The following is an 18,723-nucleotide window of genomic DNA, read 5'->3' on the forward strand; positions in this document are numbered from 1 at the left end:
GAGTGAGACGGGCCGTCCCTGGGCTGTGAGAGGCCCGCAGGGGTTGACCACGTTGACCACTGGTGACAGCAAAAAGGCTGGTCAGCGGAGTGGGAAGATGCCCAGCCGCTGACCAGCCCGTTGCTTGATCGGAACTGGCTGCTACGAGTCCTTCGGCGTTCGTTGGTACCTGGACTTCTCGTACTGGTCCACCCAGTTGCGGCTACTTCGCCAGAGTCCGTCCTCGCCCCTAGTGGCCCTAAGACGGCCCCTGATCGCGGCGACACGCAGCGCGTTCTCGGTCATGGTCTCGGAGGCCAGGGCTGCCAGTGGCACTAGCTTGACTGGCCCCGCAACCGCTGGCACCACGAACTTGTAGAGGTTGGTGGTCACGCTTCGAGCGATCAACTCGCCTAGTGGGCCGTACTCTCCCCGGTCGGCGCGCCGCATCGCGGATAGGTACTTGTCTCGATCCCGCTTGTAGATGATCGCAGGCGGGTACCCCAGTCGTCCGAGTACGAGGTTGAGGACCAGCCGACCCGTTCGCCCGTTGCCGTCCAGAAACGGGTGGACCTGTTCGAATCGGTTGTGGAGTCGGGCGAGCGTCTCTGGGAGTGGCGCTTCCGAGCTCTCTTGCCTCAGTATGGCCGTCGAATCTACCCAGTCGCGGGTGAGGTGATCAACGTCGGTCCAGGATGGTGGGGTCATCCCATCGACGAACGCAGCGATTTCGTGTTGGCGGAAGCTGCCGGGGCCTTCGAAGTCATTCGCATCCGGGTGCGGCTCCACGGTCCAGACGGGCGTCATCAGGATGTGGTGGATGTGGCGGATCTCCTGAAGTGTGATGATCGAGCCGTCGTTCCAGTCACCCGGCTCCAGCGCCTGTCCGTAGACCCAGCGTGCTGCGTCACCATAGCCCCGCACCTCCATGTAGTCCCGAAGGGGCTTGGCTCCTACTGCCTTGCCTTCCTCAAGAAGCCTCTCGACCTCCCGACGGACTAGCGTGTTGCCCTCAAGGGCGGTGCTGTTGTGCGCTTCCTCGTGCCACAGGTCAGACCAGATGTCCTCGGCCTCTGCGGGCGTGGGAAGGCCACCCAGCCGCTCTTTCAGCTCTCGGATGGCTTCATCCATGCGTTGGTAGATGGCTGTTCGCGACAGGCGGCCCATCGTTGCACTCCGAAGTTGTACGACTGGAGGATGACAAACTGTACCGAACAACTTCCTGTGAAAGTGTTCGCTCTAGCGACCAGAAACTGTTCCGTACAACTTCCTGTGAAAGTGTTCGCTCTAGCGACCAGAAACTGTTCCGTACAACTTGTGCGCGAGAACGCAGAGACGGCCCGGACGGTAAGGTCTCGGGGCCGTCTCGGGGCCGTGCGAGGTCTGCCGGGGTCGACCAACGTTGACCACTGGTGACAGCAAAAAGGCTGGTCAGCGGAGTGGGCGGGTGCCCAGCCGCTGACCAGCCCAGTGCTTGATCAGAACTTGTTCTTCGGGGTGAGGCCGAGGGAGAGGCCGGAGAGGCCGCGCTGGCGGCCGCCGAGCTTGCCGGCGATGGCGCGCAGGGCCGCGCCGGCGGGGGAGTCGGGGGCGGCCAGGACGACCGGGCGCCCGTCGTCGCCGCCCTCGCGCAGCCGGACGTCGATCGGGATCGAGCCGAGCACGGGGACGGTGGCGCCGACGGTGCGGGTGAGCGCCTCGGCGACGGTCTGGCCGCCGCCGGTGCCGAAGACGTCGATCATCTCGTCGCAGTGCGGACAGGGCATGCCGGACATGTTCTCGATCACGCCGACGATCTTCTGGTGGGTCTGCACCGCGATGGTGCCGGCCCGCTCGGCGACCTCGGCGGCGGCCATCTGCGGGGTGGTGACGATCAGGATCTCCGCGTTGGGGACCAGCTGGGCCACCGAGATGGCGATGTCACCGGTGCCGGGCGGCAGGTCCAGCAGCAGGACGTCGAGGTCGCCCCAGTAGACGTCGGCCAGGAACTGCTGCAGCGCGCGGTGCAGCATCGGGCCGCGCCAGACCACCGGGGCGTTGCCCGGGGTGAACATGCCGATCGAGATGACCTTCACGCCGTTCGCCTGCGGCGGCATGATCATGTCCTGGACCTGGGTGGGCCGGCCCTCGACGCCCAGCATGCGGGGCACGCTGTGGCCGTAGATGTCGGCGTCCACCACGGCGACCTTCAGGCCGTCGGCGGCCATCGCGGCCGCGAGGTTGACGGTCACCGAGGACTTGCCGACGCCGCCCTTGCCGGAGGCGACGGCGTAGACGCGGGTCAGGGTGCCGGGCTTGGCGAACGGGATCTCGCGCTCGGGGGCGCCGCCGCGCAGCAGCTGGGAGAGCTCCTTGCGCTGCTCGTCGCTCATCACGTCGAGCTCGACCTCGACCTCGGTGACGCCGGGGACCCGGCCGACGGCCTCGCGCACCCGGGTGACGATGGTGTCGCGCATCGGACAGCCGGAGACGGTCAGCCAGACCGCGACCCGTACGGCGCCGCCCTCGCCGATCCCGACCGATTTCACCATGCCGATCTCGGTGATCGGGCGGTTGATCTCCGGGTCGTTGACGGTCGACAGCGCCTGGCGCACGGACTCTTCCGTGACGCCGGCCGCGACCTCTGTCTCGTTGGCCATGACTTGATGGTACGGCGCCGCGCGGGGGCCCCGTCCGGTCGGTGGCGTGCCGCCGGTCACAGCGTCCCGGAGGTCTCCCGGCGCTCGTCGATCTCCTTGAGCAGCGACTGGAGTTCGGAGCGGACGCTGCCCAGCTCGGAGGCGATGAAGGCCCGGGTGGCGACCTCGCCGAGGCCCTGGCGCAGGGCGGCGACCTCGCGGGTGAGGTACTCGGTGTCGGCGATGTTGCGGTCGCTGCGGGCCCGGTCCTGCTCCATGTTGACGCGGTCCCGGTTGTCCTGGCGGTTCTGCGCGAGCAGGATCAGCGGCGCCGCGTAGGAGGCCTGCAGGGAGAGCATCAGGGTGAGGAAGATGAAGGGGTAGTCGTCGAACCGGACCACGTCGGGCAGCAGGGTGTTCCAGACGACCCAGAGGATGATCACCACGGTCATCCAGACGATGAACCGTCCGGTGCCGAGGAAGCGCGCGATCCGCTCGGAGACCTTGCCGAAGGCCTCCGGGTCGTAGGTCGGCAGGTTGATCAGGCCGGAGCGGCCGGTGCGCGGCTGGTCCAGCCGGCTGCGGGCGGACGACGCGCCGGGGGCGGGCTCGGTCCGGCGGTCCTTGGCGCCCTCGCGGGCGCGCAGCTCGCGCAGCTGGCGCAGTTCCCGCAGCTCGCCCTGGAGCCGCTGGCGCGGGGACTCCTCGCGCCGGCCCTTGCGGTCAGCGTCCACCGGTCACCTCCGTCTCGTCCTGTCGGTCGGTGTGCTCCCCGTCCGGACCGCCGTGCAGCGCGGCCTCCCGCCAGTCCTCCGGCAGCAGGTGGTCGAGCACGTCGTCCACGGTGACGGCGCCGACCAGGTGGTCCGCCTCGTCGACGACCGGCGCGGCGACCATGTTGTACGTGGCCAGGTAGCTGGTGATCAGCGGCAGCGGGGTGTCCGGCGGCAGCGGGTCGAGGTCGTCGTCGACCAGCGAGCCGACCAGGGTGTACGGGGGTTCGCGCAGCAGCCGCTGGAAGTGCACGATGCCCAGGTACTTGCCGGTCGGGGTCTCGTTCGGCGGGCGGCAGACGAAGACCTGCGCGGCCAGCGCCGGCTTGTGGTCGGAGACCCGGACCCGGGCCAGCGCCTCGGCGACGGTGGCGTCGGGTTCCAGCACGATCGGCTCGGTGGTCATCAGGCCGCCGGCGGTGTTCTCCTCGTAGCTCAGCAGGCGGCGGACCGGCTCGGCCTCGTCCGGCTCCATCAGCTGGAGCAGGCGCTCGGCCTCGTCGCCGGGCAGCTCGGAGAGCAGGTCGGCGGCGTCGTCCGGGTCCATCGCCTCCAGGACGTCGGCGGCCCGTTCGTCCTGCAGCTTGCCGATGATCTCGACCTGGTCGTCCTCGGGCAGCTCCTCCAGGACGTCAGCGAGCCGTTCGTCGTCGAGCGCGGCGGCGACCTCGGCGCGGCGCTTGGCGGAGAGGTGGTGCATGACGCTGGCGAGGTCGGCGGCGCGCAGCTGGTCGAAGGTGGCGAGCAGGTTGGCGGCGCCCTGGTCCTCCTCGGGCAGGGTGAAGCCGGTGACGTCCTGCCAGTCCAGGGTGACGGTCTCGCCGCGGGCCTTGCGCAGCCGGCCGACCCGGCCGACCTGGACGAAGACCTTGCCGATCTCCCATTCGCGCAGCCGGGTCTGGGTCATCGCGACGTCCAGGACGGTGACCTCCTGGCCGGTCTTGGTCCAGGTGACGGTGCGGTCGAGCAGTTCGGCGAGGACGAGGGTCTCGGCGGGGCGCTGCTCGAAGCGGCGCATGTTGATCACGCCGGTGGTGATGACCTGGCCGGACTCCAGGCTGGTCACCCGGGTCATCGGCAGGAAGATCCGGCGCCGGGCGACCACCTCGACCAGCAGGCCGAGCACCCGGGGCAGGCGGCCGCCGATCCGCAGGGCGACCACGACGTCCCGGACCCGGCCGACCTGGTCGCCGTTCGGGTCGAAGACGGCGATGCCGGACAGGTGCGAGATGAAGACGCGGCTGCCTGGTCCTGCCATGGACTCCGGTCTCCCTCGCCTCGCTCGACGCGCCTCGTTCGACGCCGGTCGGGCGCGGCCACGCCCCGCGGCCAAGGCTACTCGGGCATCTCCGCCCGGGCTCGGTGAAATCGGGCGAATCGGGCGACCGGGGGAGGTGGACGGTCGGGGAGGCGGTCCGACCGGGAGGGGCCGGGTGTGGCGGCGCGTCAGCCCTTGCGGCGCTTCAGCAGCAGCTTCGGCAGCCCGGCGGGGACCGGCCGACGGGTGGTGGCCGGGGTGGGCATCGGTACCGCCGTGTGCGGGTCCTCCGGCATCGCCCCGGGCCGTTCGGTGAGCTCGGCACCGGCCGTCCCGGTCGGCTCCAGCCGCAGCACCCGGCACTCGCGGGCCCAGCGGTCGGTGATGGCGTCGGTGTCCGGCGCGTTCAGCCGCTTGCCCTTCAGCTCCTCCACGGCGCCCTGCCAGGCCTCGCTCCGCGGGGCCAGCTCGACCACCCGGGCCGGCCAGCCGGTCAGCCGGCCGCCCTTGTCCTTGCTCCGGACGGTGACGGTCGCGCCCGCCCCGCCGGTGAGCCCGTGCAGCGGCTGCTCGGCGCCGTCGCCGACCACCACCACCGCGCCGTCGTGCCAGGCGTGCCAGAGCGCCCGTCCGTGCTCCTGGCCGTCCGCCCGGACCCAGAGCAGGCCGGACTTCTTCGCGGCCTCCTCCAGCAGGGCCCGGTCGAGGAAGTCGTCGGCGGTCGCGGCTGCGGCAGGCGTACGGTCCATGGCGCACAGCGTACGGCCTGCGTCGCGGGGCGATGTCTCGCGGTTCGGGCGACAGTTCCATGGGCGCCGCACGGGCCTTACGGTAGGAGCCGCCCGTACCCCGCCCGGATCCAGAGGAGCGCCGTGCCCGCCGCCCGGCCCGAGAGCGACGCCGCCGCCGTCCCTGTCGCCCCCGCCCCCGTCACCGCTGCTGCCGCGGCGGCCGCCGCCGCGCGCCCGCTCCCCAGGGCCGACCTGCTGCTGCTGGCCGTCTCCGTCGGCGCGATCTCGCTCTCCGCCCCGCTGATCAGCGCCACCGCCGCACCCGCCCTGGCGATCGCCTTCTGGCGCAACCTCATGTCGGTCGGCGTGCTCGGCCCCTACGCGCTGCTGCGCCACCGGGCCGAACTGCGCGCCGTCCCCCGGCGCGCGCTGCTGCTGGCGATGGCGGCCGGGGTGCTGCTCGCCGTCCACTTCGGACTCTGGATGCCCAGCCTGCGGATGACCTCGGTGGCCTCCGCGACCGCGCTGGTCACCACCACCCCGCTGTGGACGATCGTGCTGATGCGGCTGCTCGGGGTGCGGGCGCCGCGGATGGTCTGGCTCGGCACGGTGACCGCCTTCGCCGGTGTCCTGGTGCTCACCGGCGTCGACCTCTCGCTCTCGCCGCGGGCCCTGGCCGGTGACGCGCTCGCGCTCGGCGCGGGTCTCGCCGCGGCCGGCTACATGCTGCTCGGGGCCGAGGTCCGGCGGACCGTCAGTACCACCGCGTACACCCTGGTCTGCTACGCCACCACGGCGGTCGTGCTGCTCGCGGTCTGCCTGGTCGCCGGGACCCCGCTGTCCGGCTGGTCCGCCGGCGCCTGGTGGCAGATCGTGCTGCTGATGGTCACCGCCCAGCTGCTCGGCCACTCGCTCAGCAACCGGGTGCTGCGCACGCTCGGGCCCTCGCTGACCTCCACCGCGATCCTGCTGGAGACCCCGGGGGCGGCGCTGCTCGCCGCGCTCTGGCTGGGCCAGTGGCCGCCGGCCGCCGCCTACCCGGCGGTGGTGCTGATCCTGCTCGGTCTGGTCGTGGTCGCCCGCGCCGGCCGGAAGCAGCCGGCCGACCGGACGTAACAGGCCGGACGTAGCCGATCGACGCAGCCGACCGGACGCAGCCGGCCGACCGGAAGCGGTCGGCCGGTCCGGGGCTACAGCCAGCCGTTGCGGCGGAAGCCCCGGTACATGCCGATGCAGATCAGCACCACGCTGCCGAGCACCATCGGGTAGCCGTAGCGGTGGTGCAGCTCGGGCATGTAGTCGAAGTTCATCCCGTACACGCCGGTGATCATGGTGGGCACCGCGAAGATCGCCGCCCAGGCGGTGATCTTGCGCATGTCCTCGTTCTGCGCCACCGAGACCTGCGCCAGATTGGCCTGGAGCAGCGAGTTCAGCAGCTCGTCGAAGCCGTGCACCTGCTCGGTGACCCGGGCCAGGTGGTCCGCGACGTCCCGGAAGTACTTCTGGATCTCCGGGTCGACCAGCCGCTGCAGCGGCTCCGACAGCTGCTGCATCGGCCGCAGCAGCGGCGCCACGGCCCGCTTGAACTCCAGCACCTCGCGCTTGAGCTGGTAGACCCGCCCGACGTCCGCTCCCCGGCCGCCCCGGTTGGAGAACACCTCGAACTCGATCTCGTCCACGTCGGTCTGCAGCTGGTCCGCGACCAGCATGTAGTTGTCCACCACGTGGTCGGCGATCGCGTGCAGCACCGCCGACGGGCCCTTGGCCAGCAGCCCGGTGCCGTCCGCGTCGGCCTCCAGCCGGTGCCGCAGCTCCTTGAGCGAGCTGTGCCCGCCGTGCCGCACGGTGATCACGAAGTCCCGCCCGGCGAACACCATCAGCTCGCCGGTCTCGACCACCTCGCTGGTCGGGGTCAGCTGGTCGTGGTCGACGTACCGGATCGTCTTGAAGACGGCGAACAGCACGTCGTCGTACCGCTCGACCTTCGGCCGCTGGTGCGCGTGCACCGCGTCCTCCACCGCCAGCGGGTGCAGCCCGAAGCGCTGGGCGATGCCCTCGAACTCCGCCTCGGTCGGCTCGTGCAGGCCGATCCAGCTGAACGAGCCCTCGCCCTCCGGCAGTTGCTTCGAGGCCTTGACCAGCCGGGCCGCCTCGCGCGGGCTGCAGGTCTCGCCGTGCCGCCGGCCGTGCTGGTAGACCGCGCAGTCCACCACCGCCGACGGGGTCTCACCCGGGTGGATGGAGTCGAACAGGCCCGCCGCGGTGCGACGGCGGTTGGTGCGGACGGCTGCGCGCAGGCTGTTGATCATCGACATGGCAGGCTCCCTGGGGCAGGAACCGCCGCACGACGGCGTGGTGACGAAAGGCCGCGGTGCGACGGCGGAGGAACACCGATGGAATCCGGCGCCTGCGGTCGCTCCCGGGCCTTGCTAGGGGCACACGGAACGGAACGACCGGACGTCGGTGGGGTGCTCTCCCGGCCGGACCGGAGGACCGTCGTGCCGCCCGCACGGAGGGACGGAACCAGGGTGCCGGTGGGGAAGCCGGTCGGCTGTCGCCGAGGCTCCCAGGGCCCGCTGTTTCAGTCCGCGTGGCGAGGGGTACGGGGAAGGCGTCCGGGCCGGGTAGAGCTGCCGGTACTGCATGGTCGGCTGGTATCCACCGCAACCACCTCCTTCGCGCCGCTGCCCCGGAGGAGGGAAAACTCCCCGGTGGCCAGTCGCTCACACTAACATCCGATCGGCCCTCGTCGCGCCCGCGTTCACGTAAAGGCCGTGCCAACGGCCCGGGGGCCGCGGGTTACGCTCACCGGCATGGCCCACGACTTCCCGCTCTTCGGCGACCCTTCCGGCGGCAGCGCGCACGGCCCCTCCCGGACGGCGGTCCTGGCCGCCGTCGAGGCCCGGCTGCTCACCACCTTCGGCGAGCCGAGCGGCCGCGCCGCCGTGACCTTCCTCGGCGCCGACCGGATCGAGGTGCTGCGCTTCGGCCCCGACGCCGAGGGTCTGGTCCGCTACGCCACGCTCGGCATGTCCGCCGCGCCGATGGCCGATCCGAGCGCCGCGGTCGCCGACCAGGTCCGGGGCCCGCGCGCGGAGCTCGTCCTGACGATCCGCGGCGGGCGCGACGGCGTGCTCCGTCCGCTGGCCACCTTCGCGGCGACGCCGCAGGTGGAGGGACTGGTGCTGGCCCCCGGCGGCTCGCTGGACCTCGGCGCCCCGCTGTGGGACGGCGCGCCGTTCACCTCCGTCCTGGCGGCCGAGCCCGGCGGGCTGGTCGAGGACCTGGAGCTGGACGAGCCGGCCGACCCGGTCCACTTCCTGCCGCTGCTGCCGATGACCCCCAACGAGGCGGGGTGGAAGCGGGTGCACGGCGCGGCGGCCCTCCAGGAGCGCTGGCTCCAGCACGGGACCGATCTGCGCGACCCGGAGCGGCGGGGCGTCGCCCTGGACTGACGACCGAGCCCCGCGACGACCGGGCCCGCGACGACCGGGCCCGCGACGACCGGGCCCGCGACGACCGGGCCCGCGACGACCGGGCGCGGAACGGCCGGCCCCGGCGCGACCGGGGCCGGGGGTGCCCCCGGGCTCAGCCGCCGATCGGCTTGGCGCCGGTCGCCTGCTCCACGAGCGCCTGGTACACCTGCGGATCGGTGGTGTGCTCGCCCAGCCGGACCGTCTTGCGGCTGCCGTGGTAGTCGCTGGAGCCGGTGGTGAGCAGTCCCAACTCGGCGGCGAGGCCGCGCAGATGGGCCCGGGTCGGCTCGTCGTGGTCGACGTGGTCGACCTCCAGCGCGGCCAGACCGGCCGCCGCGAGGTCGGCGATCACCTGGTCGGAGACGGTCCGTCCGCGCTTCACCGCCCCCGGGTGGGCGAAGACCGGCACCCCGCCGGCCGCCCGGACCAGCCGGACCGCCGTCACCGGGTCGGTCTCGTGCTTGCGGACGTCCGCCCGCCCGCCGTTGGCCAGCCAGTCCGCGGTGAACGCGTCCGACACCGAGGCCACCACGCCCGCCTCGACCAGTGCGCTGGCGATGTGCGGACGGCCCACCGAACCCTCCCCGGCGATCCGCCGCACCTGCTCCCAGCTGATGTCCGCGCCCAGCTCGCGGCAGCGCTCGACGATCGCCCGCCCGCGGCGGAACCGGTCGGTGCGCACCAGCTCGCGCTCCGCCGCGAAGGCGGGCTCGGCCGGGTCGAAGAGGTAGGCCAGCAGGTGCATTGAGATGTCGCCCGCCACGCAGGAGAGTTCCGCGCCCGGGACGAGCGTCAGCCGGGTGCCGGCGGGCAGGGCGTGCACCGCGTCGGCCGCCTCGGTGTGGCCGGCCACCGTGTCGTGGTCGGTCAGCGCCACCACGTCCAGCCCGGCCCCGACGGCCGCCCCGACCAGTTCGGCCGGGCTGTCCGTGCCGTCGGAGGCGTTGCTGTGGGCGTGGAGGTCGATGCGCACGGGCGGTGCTCCTCGGGATCGGCGCGGCGCGGGCCGGCGCTGGGGGCCGGCGCGGCGGGCCGGCGGGGTGCCGCCCAGGATAGTGCGGCGGCGGTGGCCGACCGTCCGCGGCGGACGGGGCGTCAGCCGAGCAGGTGCGGGGACAGGGCGCCGCAGGGCAGCAGGTCCAGCTCCGCGCCGGCCTCCCGCAGGTCCGTCAGGACCAGTTCGTCGTACATCACCAGCGCGGACTGCTCGGGCCAGGCGACGGCCCAGAGCCAGAGGCCGCGGGCCTCGCCGACGAACACCGCGCGGTCCGCCGGGGCGTCCGGCACGTGGAACATCGGGGTCGGCCGGCCGGCCGCCATCAGCTTGGCGTCGGCGGGCTTGTAGAGGGCCACCGACTCGCCCGGGTCGGGGCCGGACAGCCCGGCGTACCGGGCACCGAGGCCCACGCCCAGTTCCTCGGCCACCAGCACGAGTTCGCCGAAGCCGCCCAGCGGGGCCGGTCCCGAGCAGGCCACGGCGGTGGCCCGGGCGCCCGAGACGTCGTCGCCGACGTGCGCGATGCCGGTGTAGAGCCAGCCCACCGGGAGCGGCCAGGGCAGCCAGACGGGGACCTGGGAACGGGCGACGGCGACGCCGAGCGCCTCGATGCTCGGGGGCAGTACCGGCTGCATCGGATGCACGGCTCCGTGCCGGTCGCACTGCCAGGTGTCTGAGAACAGACCGGGAGCGCGGACCCGACCGGCGCACCTCGGGCAGCTTGGCTCGCCCCTCATAGCCGACAACGCTCCTCCCTCCGGGCCGCCGCGTCAAGGACGATCACCCGTACGGAGGGCGGCTCGGCGGCACCTGTCGGTGGCGGGTGCCCGTCCGGCGCGGGGTGGGCGCGGTGCGGGCGGCTCCCGTTGGGAAATGTCCAGCGGGGGGCGGCGGCAAACGTCGGTGGTGTGCGCCGGGGTGCGCCCCGACGGAGTTCGAGCCGTGTTCGACCGGCGATCGCGTCAGGAGGCCGGGCCGAGAGGCCGCCACGCGCTGACGCCCCGTGCTCGCTGTGGCGATGACGGGGCGTCAGTGGGGTATCGGAACGTCCGGATCGGACGCGTCGGGCTCGGCGGCGGGGGAGTCCGGGGACTCCGCGGCGGCCGGCCCGGTCAGACGGCCGGGCACGGGCGGATGAGCAGGCGTTCGCCGGTGCGGGCGGCGGCCTGGACGAGCTCGCGGACGGTTTCGGCGTCGGCGATCAGGCGGTCGGTGGCGGCACCGTGGGCGTCGTCCAGTCGGAGGATCTCGAAGCGCATGGGCGTCTCCTTTCCTGGCCCCGCGGTGCGGGGCGGTCGTGGCTGAGTGGGTATCAGCCCTTTCGGGGTCTGTCGGGTCGAGTCGTCGACCGGCTGCTGTCGCGGCAAAGAGGGCTCCCCCCTGATTGCCAAGGGCGCCGATGGCCCTCGTGAACCACACTGCGGTGGCGCTGCTACCGGGCCATTGCCCGTCCGTGACGTCCTGGTTTCGGATGGATCGCGTCGACCGCATGCCGACGTCGCTGTCGACGATGTTTCCAGGACCGAATCAAATATTACCGCAACTAACGAATTTTGTCGCCCCCTTGTACCAGGGGGCCGCGCAGGCCGGTGGGCCGGGGTCCCGCTCCGGGGTGGTGCGGGGTGCCGCAGGTCAGCCCCAGTGCGCCAGCAGGGCCTCGGCGGTGGCGGCCGGCTGCTCGGCGTTGGGGGAGTGCCCGGCGTCCGCGACGACCACCCGGTGGGCGCCGAGCCGCTCCGCCATCGCGGTCTGCTCCGGGACGGGCCAGGCGTAGTCCTGGACACCGGAGAGCACCAGGGCGGGCAGCCCGGCGGTGATCACGTCGGCCAGCTCGGTCACCCGGTCCGGCGCGGCGACCAGGTGGCTGCCGGTGGCGATCAGGGCCTGCGGCACGTTCGCCAGCCAGCGGCGGTGCAGGAACGCGGCCACCTCGGGGGACGGCACGCGGCGCGCCCGCTTCTCGTCGGCCTTCTCCATCTGCTGCATCACCTGCCAGATCTCCTCCAGGCCCATCGTGGGCAGGACCTCGACCAGCAGCCGGGTCCGCTCCGCCTCGGCCGGGTCGATCGGGCCGGGGCCGGTGGACATCAGCGTCAGCGAGGCCCACGGCAGCGGCGCGCCGCCGGGAGCCGTCGACCCGGCCGCCACCTCGGAGGCCGCCGCCTCGGAAGCCGCGGCCAGGACGGCCTCGCGGACCACCTGGCCGCCCAGGGAGTGGCCCAGCAGGTGCAGCGGGCCGGTGCCGCCCTCGGCCGCCAGGGCTTCGGTCAGGGCCCGGACGTCCGCGCCCAGGGCGGCCACCGCGTACGCGGCCGGGTCGTCGTGCGGCCCGCCGGTCTCGTACTGGCCGCGCTGGTCGACCGCGGTCACCCGGTAGCCGGCCGAGGCGAGCGGCTCCAGCAGCGCGATGAAGTCCTCCTTGCTGCCGGTGAAGCCGGGCACCAGCAGGGCCGAGCCCCGCACCGCGCCGACGGGCTCGGCCCGCAGTGCCGCGAACGGTCCGCGCGCCGTGACCACCCGCAGCGCACGGGCCGAGGGCGGGAGGGTGAGGAACGGCGGCGTGCTCATGGAAGGACCTCCGGCGACCGGTGCGAACTCGTGGGTGACCCGAGCATAGGGGCGCCCGGCCGGCCGTTCCCGGGCCCGCCGGACCGCCGCCGGACGGCTCCCGGGGCGCGCGGGGAACGCCGAAGGGGCGGTCCGGAGGTCCGGACCGCCCCTTCGGGGAACGCGGGTCAGCTCTCCGGGGTCGCCTCGGCGGCGGCCGGACGGCGGGCCCGGGTGCGGCGGCGCGGGGCCGGGGCCTCGCCCTCGGCGGCACCCTCGGCGGGAGCCGCGACGGCGCCCGCCTCGGCGGCGGCCTCGGCCGGAGCCGCGGCCTTGGCCCGCGAGCGGGTGCGGGCGCGCTTCGGCTTCTCCTCGGCGGCCGGGGCCCCGGCGGCCTCGGCCAGGACCGGGGCGGCGGTGGCCGGCTCGACCGGGGCGGTCTCCGCGACGACGGCGGCGGCCTCGGCGGCCGTGCCCTCGCCGGACGCCGCACCGCGCGAGCGGCGGCGACGGCGGCGCGGGGCGGCGCCGTCCTCGGTGCCCTCGACGGCCGGGGCCTGCGGCGCGGCGGGGGCCGCCGTGGCGTCCACCGCCTCGTCGACGAGGTCGCCGCGGCGGGTCCGCCGGCGCTCGCGGGTCTTGCGGGAGGCCTTCTCCTCGGCCGCGGCCGGCTCGGCGACCTCGGGACGGGCGGAGCCGCCCCGCCCGGCGGGGCGCGCGCCCCGTCCGCCGGAGCGCGAACCGCGCCCGCCGGTCTCGCCGAGGTCCTCGACCTCCTCCGCGCCGAGCCCGGCCCGGGTCCGCTCCGAGCGGGGCAGGATGCCCTTGGTGCCCGGCGCGATCTTCAGCAGCTCGTAGAGGTGCGGCGAGGTGGAGTAGGTCTCCTCCGGCTCGTTGAACGACAGCTCCAGCGCCTTGTTGATCAGCTGCCAGCGCGGGATGTCGTCCCAGTCGACCAGGGTGACCGCGGTGCCCGAGGCGCCGGCCCGGCCGGTGCGGCCGATCCGGTGGAGGTAGGTCTTCTCGTCCTCCGGGCACTGGTAGTTGATCACGTGCGTGACGCCCTCGACGTCGATGCCACGGGCCGCGACGTCGGTGCAGACCAGCACGTCGACCTTGCCGTTGCGGAACGCCCGCAGCGCCTGCTCGCGGGCGCCCTGCCCGAGGTCGCCGTGCACGGCGCCGGCCGCGAAGCCGCGCTGGGTGAGCTGGTCGGCGACATCGGCGGCGGTCCGCTTGGTCCGGCAGAAGATCATCGCCAGCCCGCGGCCGTCGGCCTGCAGGATGCGCGAGACCATCTCCACCTTGTCCAGCGAGTGCGCACGGAAGATGTGCTGCTCGGTGTTGGCGACGGTGGTGCCGGTGTCGTCCGGCGCGGCGGCCCGGATGTGCGTCGGCTGGCTCATGTAGCGGCGGGCGAGGCTGATGACCTGGCCCGGCATGGTCGCCGAGAACAGCAGGGTCTGCCGCTTCGCCGGCAGCATGGTGATGATCTTCTCGACGTCCGGCAGGAAGCCGAGGTCGAGCATCTCGTCGGCCTCGTCCAGGACCAGCGAGCGGACCTTGGAGAGGTCCATCTTCTTCTGGCCGGCCAGGTCGAGCAGACGGCCCGGGGTGCCGACGACGATGTCGACGCCCTTGCGCAGCGCCTCGACCTGCGGCTCGTAGGCACGGCCGCCGTAGACGGCGAGGACGCGGACGTCACGGACCTTGCCGGCGGTCTGCAGGTCGTTGGTGACCTGGGTGCAGAGCTCGCGGGTCGGGACCACGATCAGCGCCTGCGGAGCCTCGGTGAGCTGCTCCTCGGTGGCACGGCCGGCGTCGACGTCGGCGCGTACGACGACCCGCTCGATCAGCGGCAGACCGAAGCCGAGCGTCTTGCCGGTGCCGGTCTTGGCCTGGCCGATGACGTCGTGGCCGGTCAGCGCGACCGGCAGGGTCATCTCCTGGATGGGGAAGGGGTGGACGATGCCGACGGACTCGAGGGCCTCGGCGGTCTCCGGGAGGATCCCCAGGTCCCGGAACGTCGTCTTCATGGGTTCAGCGGTGGTGGACAGGGTGCTGCCTCTTCCGTGTGAAAGGGGCCGAGAGCGAGCGGCGGGCGGGCAGTCCGCGCGACTGTGTACGGGCCTGGACGGCCTCGAATACAGCTGCGCGGACGCACAACCGCGCCGGTCCCTGCGGCCGGCCGGTGCGCGCGGCCCGGTGAAGGGGCGCGTCGCCGGCGGCGTCGGGGAGGATTCCCGTGAGGGACCTGCGCGGGACCTGCGCCGACTGGCGCGGTCTCGGCGGCCCTCGCTCGGCCACTGATGCGGTGCCAAGGCTTGAAGTCCAAACCCTGGTCGGAGCCGATCGGCTCTCCGACCGGGCATCCGCGTACGTTGAGTTCCCGGCTTCCGTACGCCACGTCCAGGGGGACGGCGGCGTTTCGGAGCGGGCCTGCCCGGCACACCGAGACGGCGGTGACACCGTGCGAGCACGACGGGCCTCCGTACCACCATACAGTCACCCGACGACTCGAACACGTGACGCGGGCGACATCGCAGGTCGGAGAGGTGGGAGAGGTGCCCGGGGCCGGACCGGGACTAAGGTGCGGGTCATGGAGAACCGTGGTGGGACGCAGGACGACGTGGCGGCGGGCTCGATCGGCGACTGGGAGACCTGCTCGGCCGAGCCGGCGTACCGGGCCGCCGTACTGGACCTGCTCGGCGCCCTCGCGTACGGCGAGCTGAGCGCGTTCGAGCGGCTCGCCGAGGACGCCAAGCTCGCGCCCGGCCTCGCGGACAAGGCGGCGCTGGCCCGGATGGCCACCGCCGAGTTCCAGCACTACCAGCGGCTGCACGACCGGCTCGCCGAGATCGGGGCCGAGCCGGAGGAGGCGATGCGCCCGTTCGTCGAGCCGCTGGAGCTGTTCCACCGGATGACCGCGCCCTCGGACTGGCTGGAGGGCCTGGTCAAGGCCTATGTCGGCGATGCCATCGCGACCGACTTCTACCGCGAGGTGGCCGTCCGGCTGGACGACGACACCCGTGACCTCGTCCTCGGTGTGATGTCCGACACCGGTCACGCGCAGTTCGCGGTCGACAAGGTCCGGCAGGCCATCGAGGCCGATCCGCGCTCCGGCGGCCGGCTCGCCCTGTGGGGCCGGCGGCTGATGGGCGAGGCGCTCAGCCAGGCCCAGCGGGTGGTCGCGGAGCGGGACGCGCTGTCCAACCTGCTGGTCGGCGGCGTCCAGGTGCAGGGCTTCGACCTGGTCGAGGTCGGCAAGATGTTCAACCGGATCACCGAGGCGCACACCCGGCGGATGGCCGCCCTGGGCCTGGCCTCCTGACCCCCGGCCGCACCGGGCGGCCCCGGGCGTTCAGGCGGGCCGGTGGCGCCGGTGCGCGCCCGCGCGGTGGCCGCCGGTCCGGGGCCCGCCCGTCCGGTGCTGGCGGTGCCGGTGCGCCGGGGCCCGCCCGGCGGCGAGGTCCGGCCGGGCCAGGACCGAGGTGAGCAGGGCCGAGGCCACCGCCGAGATCGCGATGCTCGCCGCCGGGTACCGGCCGTCCATGGTGAAGTGCGCGATCACCCCGGTCAGCAGCGCCGATCCCAGGGCGGTGCCCAGGACCAGGACCCGGCCGGCCGGGAAGTACGCGGGCAGCGACAGCAGTGCGGCGGCGCCGACGATCAGGCCGACGAGGGCGAAGGCGACGGTCTCGACCAGCAAGGATGCCTCCCCGGGGTACCGGTGCGCGGCGTGCGGTCGGCCGCACTGTCGCCGTACCCCGGGCGTCCCGCCCGTACACCCCGTCCGCACCGCCCGCCCCGGCAACGCGGCCCGGGGCCGCCCTGCGGGCGCACGGTCCGGGAACGACGGTGCCCCGCCCCCTCGACCGAGGGAGCGGGGCACCGGGCGAGGCCCGTCGGGCTCAGAGCGTGCCGAAGCCGACCTTGCGCACGGCCGGCTCGCCGATCTCCACGTACGCCAGGCGGTCCGCCGGGACGATGACGCGACGCCCGTGCTCGTCGGCCAGGGTGAAGAGCTTCTCGGTGCCCTCCAGCGCCTTGGCGATCGCGTTCTGGATCTCCTCGGCAGTCTGCGAGCTCTCGATCACGATCTCGCGCGGCGCGTTCTGCACGCCGATCTTGACCTCCACGGCTTCCGTCCCTCCGGGGTTGCAGCCATCCACGCGCGGCACCGGACCGCCTGGGACAAGCGTTCACGTCTACCGCGCCGTACGGCTTCACCATAGAGCACCGGATCGGTGCCCAGACGAAGGTCAGTGGATCACCGGTCGGCGGAGGACCCGTCCGCGGACTCCGCGTGCGGGTGCATCGGGAAGCCCTTGAGCCCGCGCCAGGCCAGGCTGGCGACCAGCCGGACCGCCTCGTCGCGCGGGATCTCCAGACCCTGCGACAGCCAGTACCTGGCGGTGATCTGGGCCAGGCCGCAGACGCCCGCGGCGAGCAGCTTGGACTCCGCCTCCGGCAGGTCGGTGTCCTCCTGGATCACCGTGCTGACCAGCGTCGCACTGGCCTCGGCGGCCCGCTCGACGCGCTCGCGCACGGCCGGCTCGTTGGTCAGGTCCGACTCGAAGACCAGCCGGAACGCGCCGGACTCGCTGGAGACGTAGTTGAAGTACGCCTCCATCGTCGCCGCCACCCGGAGCTTGTTGTCGGTGGTGGTCTCCAGCGCCTCGCGGGTCGAATCGACCAGGGCGTCGCAGTGCTTGTCCAGCAGCGCCAGGTAGAGCTCCAGCTTCCCGGGGAAGTGCTGGTAGAGGACCGGCTTGCTCACCCCGGCACGATCGGCGATGTCGTCCATGGCGGCCGCGTGGTAACCCTGCGCGACGAACACCTCCTGGGCGGCACCGAGCAGTTGTTCACGGCGGGCGCTTCGCGGCAGGCGGGCACCGCGCGGGCGCTCCTGCGCCTCCTGGATGGCCGTCACGGCGCTCCTCACTTCACGGGTCGTACGGGGTCGGCAAGATGGCCGATTCTACTTTCGGGTAACCGCGTTCGCGCTCGCCAGGTGCGAGAAATGCGGCCGTCCCCCTTGTCAGGAGCCCACAATACGGCGCGCACCACGGCCGTCGGCAGTGCTGTGGACCGGTGAATGGGGAGACCTTCCGGTCCCGGGCCGTCGAGGGGCCGCGACGGCACCGGCTCACTACCATCGTCCACCATGAGCGGTGCTGAGCAGCAGATACTCCCGGAACCGGTCTCCCCCGGGCCCTTCCGGACCGTCGAGGTGCCCGGAGCGGTCCTGGCCGTGCACCGGCCCGCGACCGGTCCTGCGACCGGCCCCGGGGCCGGTCCGACCGCTCCCGTCCCGGCCGACGGACGGGCGCCGGCGCTGTTCGTGCACGGGCTCGGGGGCTCCGCCGCCAACTGGAACGCGCTGATGGCCCGGCTCGGCGGGGACCTGGACGCCGAGGCCGTGGACCTCCCCGGCTTCGGCGAGTCCGCCCCGCCCGCCGACGGCGACCTCGGCCTCTCCGGCCACGTCCGGGCCGTCACCGGCTACCTGGAGGCCGCCGGCCGGGGGCCCGTCCACCTCTTCGGCAACTCGCTCGGCGGAGCGGTCTGCGTCCGGCTCGCGGCCCTCCGCCCCGACCTGGTGCGCAGCCTGACCCTGGTCTCGCCCGCCCTGCCCGAACTGCCGCCGCAGCGCTCCGCCTGGCCGACCGCGATGCTCGCCGTCCCCGGCGTCCCCGCGCTGCTGCGCCGGCTGCCGACCGGTGTGCGCGAGCCCGAGCGGGCCGCCGACCGGCTGCTCCGGCTGGTCTACGGCGACCCGGACAGCCTGGGCCCGGCCGAACGGGCCGAGGCGGTGGCCCAGTACCGGCGGCGGACCGAGCTGCCCTGGGCGGCGGCGGCCCTGGTGGGCTCGGCGCGCGGGATCGTCTCGGCCTACACCGAGCGCGGCGAGCAGGCGCTCTGGCGGCAGGCGGCCCGGGTGACCGTGCCCGTCCTGCTGGTGTACGGGCTGCGGGACAAGCTCGTCTCCTACCGCTCCGCCCGCCGGGCCTGCGCGGCCTTCGCGGACTCCCGGCTGCTGGTGCTGCCGGACTCCGGGCACGTCGCGATGATGGAGCACCCCGACGCCGTCGCCAGGGCGGTGAAGGAGCTGCTGGGCCCGGCCTGACGCCCGCCCCCGTCGCGGTGGGGCGGGGGATACCCCGCGAGGGGGCGCCGTTAACGCCATGATCGGGAAGAGGTCACTCCGGTTCACTCGTTCAGGTGGCAACCAGGCATGTGACCGATGGATTTCCCCGGGCCGGTCCTACCTTTCTGCTGTCGGACCGAACAGGTGTGGGGGAGCCGCGGCCGCCGGAGAACCCGGAGGGCGGCCGCGCGAG

At 73.5% G+C, this 18,723-nt stretch carries 18 protein-coding genes; 4 read left to right on the plus strand and 14 right to left on the minus strand.

All coding sequences use genetic code 11. From position 1 onward, the window contains the following. Positions 1-141: 141 nt before the first annotated feature. The 5 genes from ACW14Y_RS25130 to ACW14Y_RS25150 all read right to left on the minus strand — a co-directional run bounded on the left by ACW14Y_RS25130 (position 142) and on the right by ACW14Y_RS25150 (position 5,377). Positions 142-1,110, minus strand: coding sequence for a Fic family protein (locus ACW14Y_RS25130; protein WP_456983593.1), 969 nt, complete (start codon positions 1,108-1,110; stop codon positions 142-144). 347 nt (positions 1,111-1,457) lie between these two features. After that, on the minus strand, positions 1,458-2,618 hold the full coding sequence (locus ACW14Y_RS25135; RefSeq protein WP_380305242.1) for an Mrp/NBP35 family ATP-binding protein: 1,161 nt from the start codon (positions 2,616-2,618) through the stop codon (positions 1,458-1,460). A gap of 56 nt (positions 2,619-2,674) precedes the next feature. Next, entirely contained in the window at positions 2,675-3,244 is a 570-nt protein-coding gene (locus ACW14Y_RS25140) for a DUF1003 domain-containing protein (RefSeq protein ID WP_380305283.1), read from the minus strand. Positions 3,245-3,320: 76 nt separating this feature from the next. Beyond that, entirely contained in the window at positions 3,321-4,628 is a 1,308-nt protein-coding gene (locus ACW14Y_RS25145; RefSeq protein WP_380384954.1) for a magnesium transporter MgtE N-terminal domain-containing protein, read from the minus strand. A gap of 188 nt (positions 4,629-4,816) precedes the next feature. Continuing rightward, a complete protein-coding gene (locus ACW14Y_RS25150) occupies positions 4,817-5,377 on the minus strand; it encodes a hypothetical protein (RefSeq protein ID WP_456983594.1) in 561 nt (186 codons plus the stop codon). Positions 5,378-5,500: 123 nt separating this feature from the next. Here ACW14Y_RS25150 and ACW14Y_RS25155 point away from each other — a divergent pair, with 123 nt between their 5' ends. After that, entirely contained in the window at positions 5,501-6,475 is a 975-nt protein-coding gene (locus tag ACW14Y_RS25155) for a DMT family transporter (protein WP_380384957.1), read from the plus strand. A 74-nt stretch (positions 6,476-6,549) separates the two neighbouring features. On the opposite strand, the gene corA is transcribed toward ACW14Y_RS25155, so the two are convergent. After that, on the minus strand, positions 6,550-7,674 hold the full coding sequence (gene corA / locus ACW14Y_RS25160; protein WP_053652037.1) for a magnesium/cobalt transporter CorA: 1,125 nt from the start codon (positions 7,672-7,674) through the stop codon (positions 6,550-6,552). A gap of 498 nt (positions 7,675-8,172) precedes the next feature. On the opposite strand from corA, the gene ACW14Y_RS25165 reads away from it, so the two are divergent. Then, positions 8,173-8,814 carry a suppressor of fused domain protein gene (locus ACW14Y_RS25165; RefSeq protein ID WP_380305235.1) on the plus strand — a complete coding sequence of 214 codons (642 nt, stop codon included), beginning with the start codon at positions 8,173-8,175 and terminating at the stop codon, positions 8,812-8,814. A gap of 133 nt (positions 8,815-8,947) precedes the next feature. Here the strand turns inward: ACW14Y_RS25165 and ACW14Y_RS25170 are convergent, their stop codons facing one another. The 5 genes from ACW14Y_RS25170 to ACW14Y_RS25190 all read right to left on the minus strand — a co-directional run bounded on the left by ACW14Y_RS25170 (position 8,948) and on the right by ACW14Y_RS25190 (position 14,415). Beyond that, entirely contained in the window at positions 8,948-9,808 is an 861-nt protein-coding gene (locus ACW14Y_RS25170) for a PHP domain-containing protein (RefSeq protein WP_456983595.1), read from the minus strand. A gap of 122 nt (positions 9,809-9,930) precedes the next feature. Next, positions 9,931-10,569 carry a DUF6758 family protein gene (locus tag ACW14Y_RS25175; RefSeq protein WP_375921661.1) on the minus strand — a complete coding sequence of 213 codons (639 nt, stop codon included), beginning with the start codon at positions 10,567-10,569 and terminating at the stop codon, positions 9,931-9,933. Positions 10,570-10,944: 375 nt separating this feature from the next. After that, positions 10,945-11,091 (minus strand): hypothetical protein, encoded by a 147-nt coding sequence (locus ACW14Y_RS25180; RefSeq protein WP_266271346.1) that lies wholly within the window; start codon positions 11,089-11,091, stop codon positions 10,945-10,947. A gap of 373 nt (positions 11,092-11,464) precedes the next feature. Further along, the gene (locus ACW14Y_RS25185; protein WP_456983596.1) at positions 11,465-12,400 is read right to left on the minus strand and encodes an alpha/beta fold hydrolase; all 936 of its coding nucleotides are present in this window, start codon (positions 12,398-12,400) and stop codon (positions 11,465-11,467) included. A 167-nt stretch (positions 12,401-12,567) separates the two neighbouring features. After that, the gene (locus ACW14Y_RS25190) at positions 12,568-14,415 is read right to left on the minus strand and encodes a DEAD/DEAH box helicase (protein ID WP_456983597.1); all 1,848 of its coding nucleotides are present in this window, start codon (positions 14,413-14,415) and stop codon (positions 12,568-12,570) included. A 563-nt stretch (positions 14,416-14,978) separates the two neighbouring features. Here ACW14Y_RS25190 and ACW14Y_RS25195 point away from each other — a divergent pair. After that, positions 14,979-15,710, plus strand: a complete 732-nt coding sequence (locus tag ACW14Y_RS25195) for a ferritin-like fold-containing protein (protein WP_380311684.1) — start codon at positions 14,979-14,981, stop codon at positions 15,708-15,710. 30 nt (positions 15,711-15,740) lie between these two features. Here ACW14Y_RS25195 and ACW14Y_RS25200 read toward each other — a convergent pair whose 3' ends face one another. The 3 genes from ACW14Y_RS25200 to ACW14Y_RS25210 form a co-directional block, all read right to left on the minus strand. Further along, a complete protein-coding gene (locus ACW14Y_RS25200; protein ID WP_380311686.1) occupies positions 15,741-16,088 on the minus strand; it encodes a hypothetical protein in 348 nt (115 codons plus the stop codon). A 202-nt stretch (positions 16,089-16,290) separates the two neighbouring features. Next, positions 16,291-16,518 (minus strand): DUF3107 domain-containing protein, encoded by a 228-nt coding sequence (locus ACW14Y_RS25205; RefSeq protein ID WP_030392940.1) that lies wholly within the window; start codon positions 16,516-16,518, stop codon positions 16,291-16,293. A 131-nt stretch (positions 16,519-16,649) separates the two neighbouring features. Next, positions 16,650-17,312, minus strand: a complete 663-nt coding sequence (locus tag ACW14Y_RS25210; protein ID WP_030392939.1) for a TetR/AcrR family transcriptional regulator — start codon at positions 17,310-17,312, stop codon at positions 16,650-16,652. A 234-nt stretch (positions 17,313-17,546) separates the two neighbouring features. On the opposite strand from ACW14Y_RS25210, the gene ACW14Y_RS25215 reads away from it, so the two are divergent. Then, on the plus strand, positions 17,547-18,509 hold the full coding sequence (locus ACW14Y_RS25215) for an alpha/beta fold hydrolase (protein WP_456983598.1): 963 nt from the start codon (positions 17,547-17,549) through the stop codon (positions 18,507-18,509). Positions 18,510-18,723 lie beyond the last annotated feature (214 nt).

This window comes from Kitasatospora sp. cg17-2 (assembly GCF_054031055.1).

Coding starts and splice junctions, on each gene's coding strand:
- ACW14Y_RS25190 (WP_456983597.1), bottom strand. CDS start 14,415: ATGAAGACGACGTTCCGGGACCTGGGGATCCTCCCGGAGACCGCCGAG.
- ACW14Y_RS25215 (WP_456983598.1), top strand. CDS start 17,547: ATGAGCGGTGCTGAGCAGCAGATACTCCCGGAACCGGTCTCCCCCGGG.
- ACW14Y_RS25175 (WP_375921661.1), bottom strand. CDS start 10,569: ATGAGGGGCGAGCCAAGCTGCCCGAGGTGCGCCGGTCGGGTCCGCGCT.
- corA (WP_053652037.1), bottom strand. CDS start 7,674: ATGTCGATGATCAACAGCCTGCGCGCAGCCGTCCGCACCAACCGCCGT.
- ACW14Y_RS25165 (WP_380305235.1), top strand. CDS start 8,173: ATGGCCCACGACTTCCCGCTCTTCGGCGACCCTTCCGGCGGCAGCGCG.
- ACW14Y_RS25145 (WP_380384954.1), bottom strand. CDS start 4,628: ATGGCAGGACCAGGCAGCCGCGTCTTCATCTCGCACCTGTCCGGCATC.
- ACW14Y_RS25135 (WP_380305242.1), bottom strand. CDS start 2,618: ATGGCCAACGAGACAGAGGTCGCGGCCGGCGTCACGGAAGAGTCCGTG.
- ACW14Y_RS25180 (WP_266271346.1), bottom strand. CDS start 11,091: ATGCGCTTCGAGATCCTCCGACTGGACGACGCCCACGGTGCCGCCACC.
- ACW14Y_RS25185 (WP_456983596.1), bottom strand. CDS start 12,400: ATGAGCACGCCGCCGTTCCTCACCCTCCCGCCCTCGGCCCGTGCGCTG.
- ACW14Y_RS25195 (WP_380311684.1), top strand. CDS start 14,979: ATGGAGAACCGTGGTGGGACGCAGGACGACGTGGCGGCGGGCTCGATC.
- ACW14Y_RS25150 (WP_456983594.1), bottom strand. CDS start 5,377: ATGGACCGTACGCCTGCCGCAGCCGCGACCGCCGACGACTTCCTCGAC.
- ACW14Y_RS25130 (WP_456983593.1), bottom strand. CDS start 1,110: ATGGATGAAGCCATCCGAGAGCTGAAAGAGCGGCTGGGTGGCCTTCCC.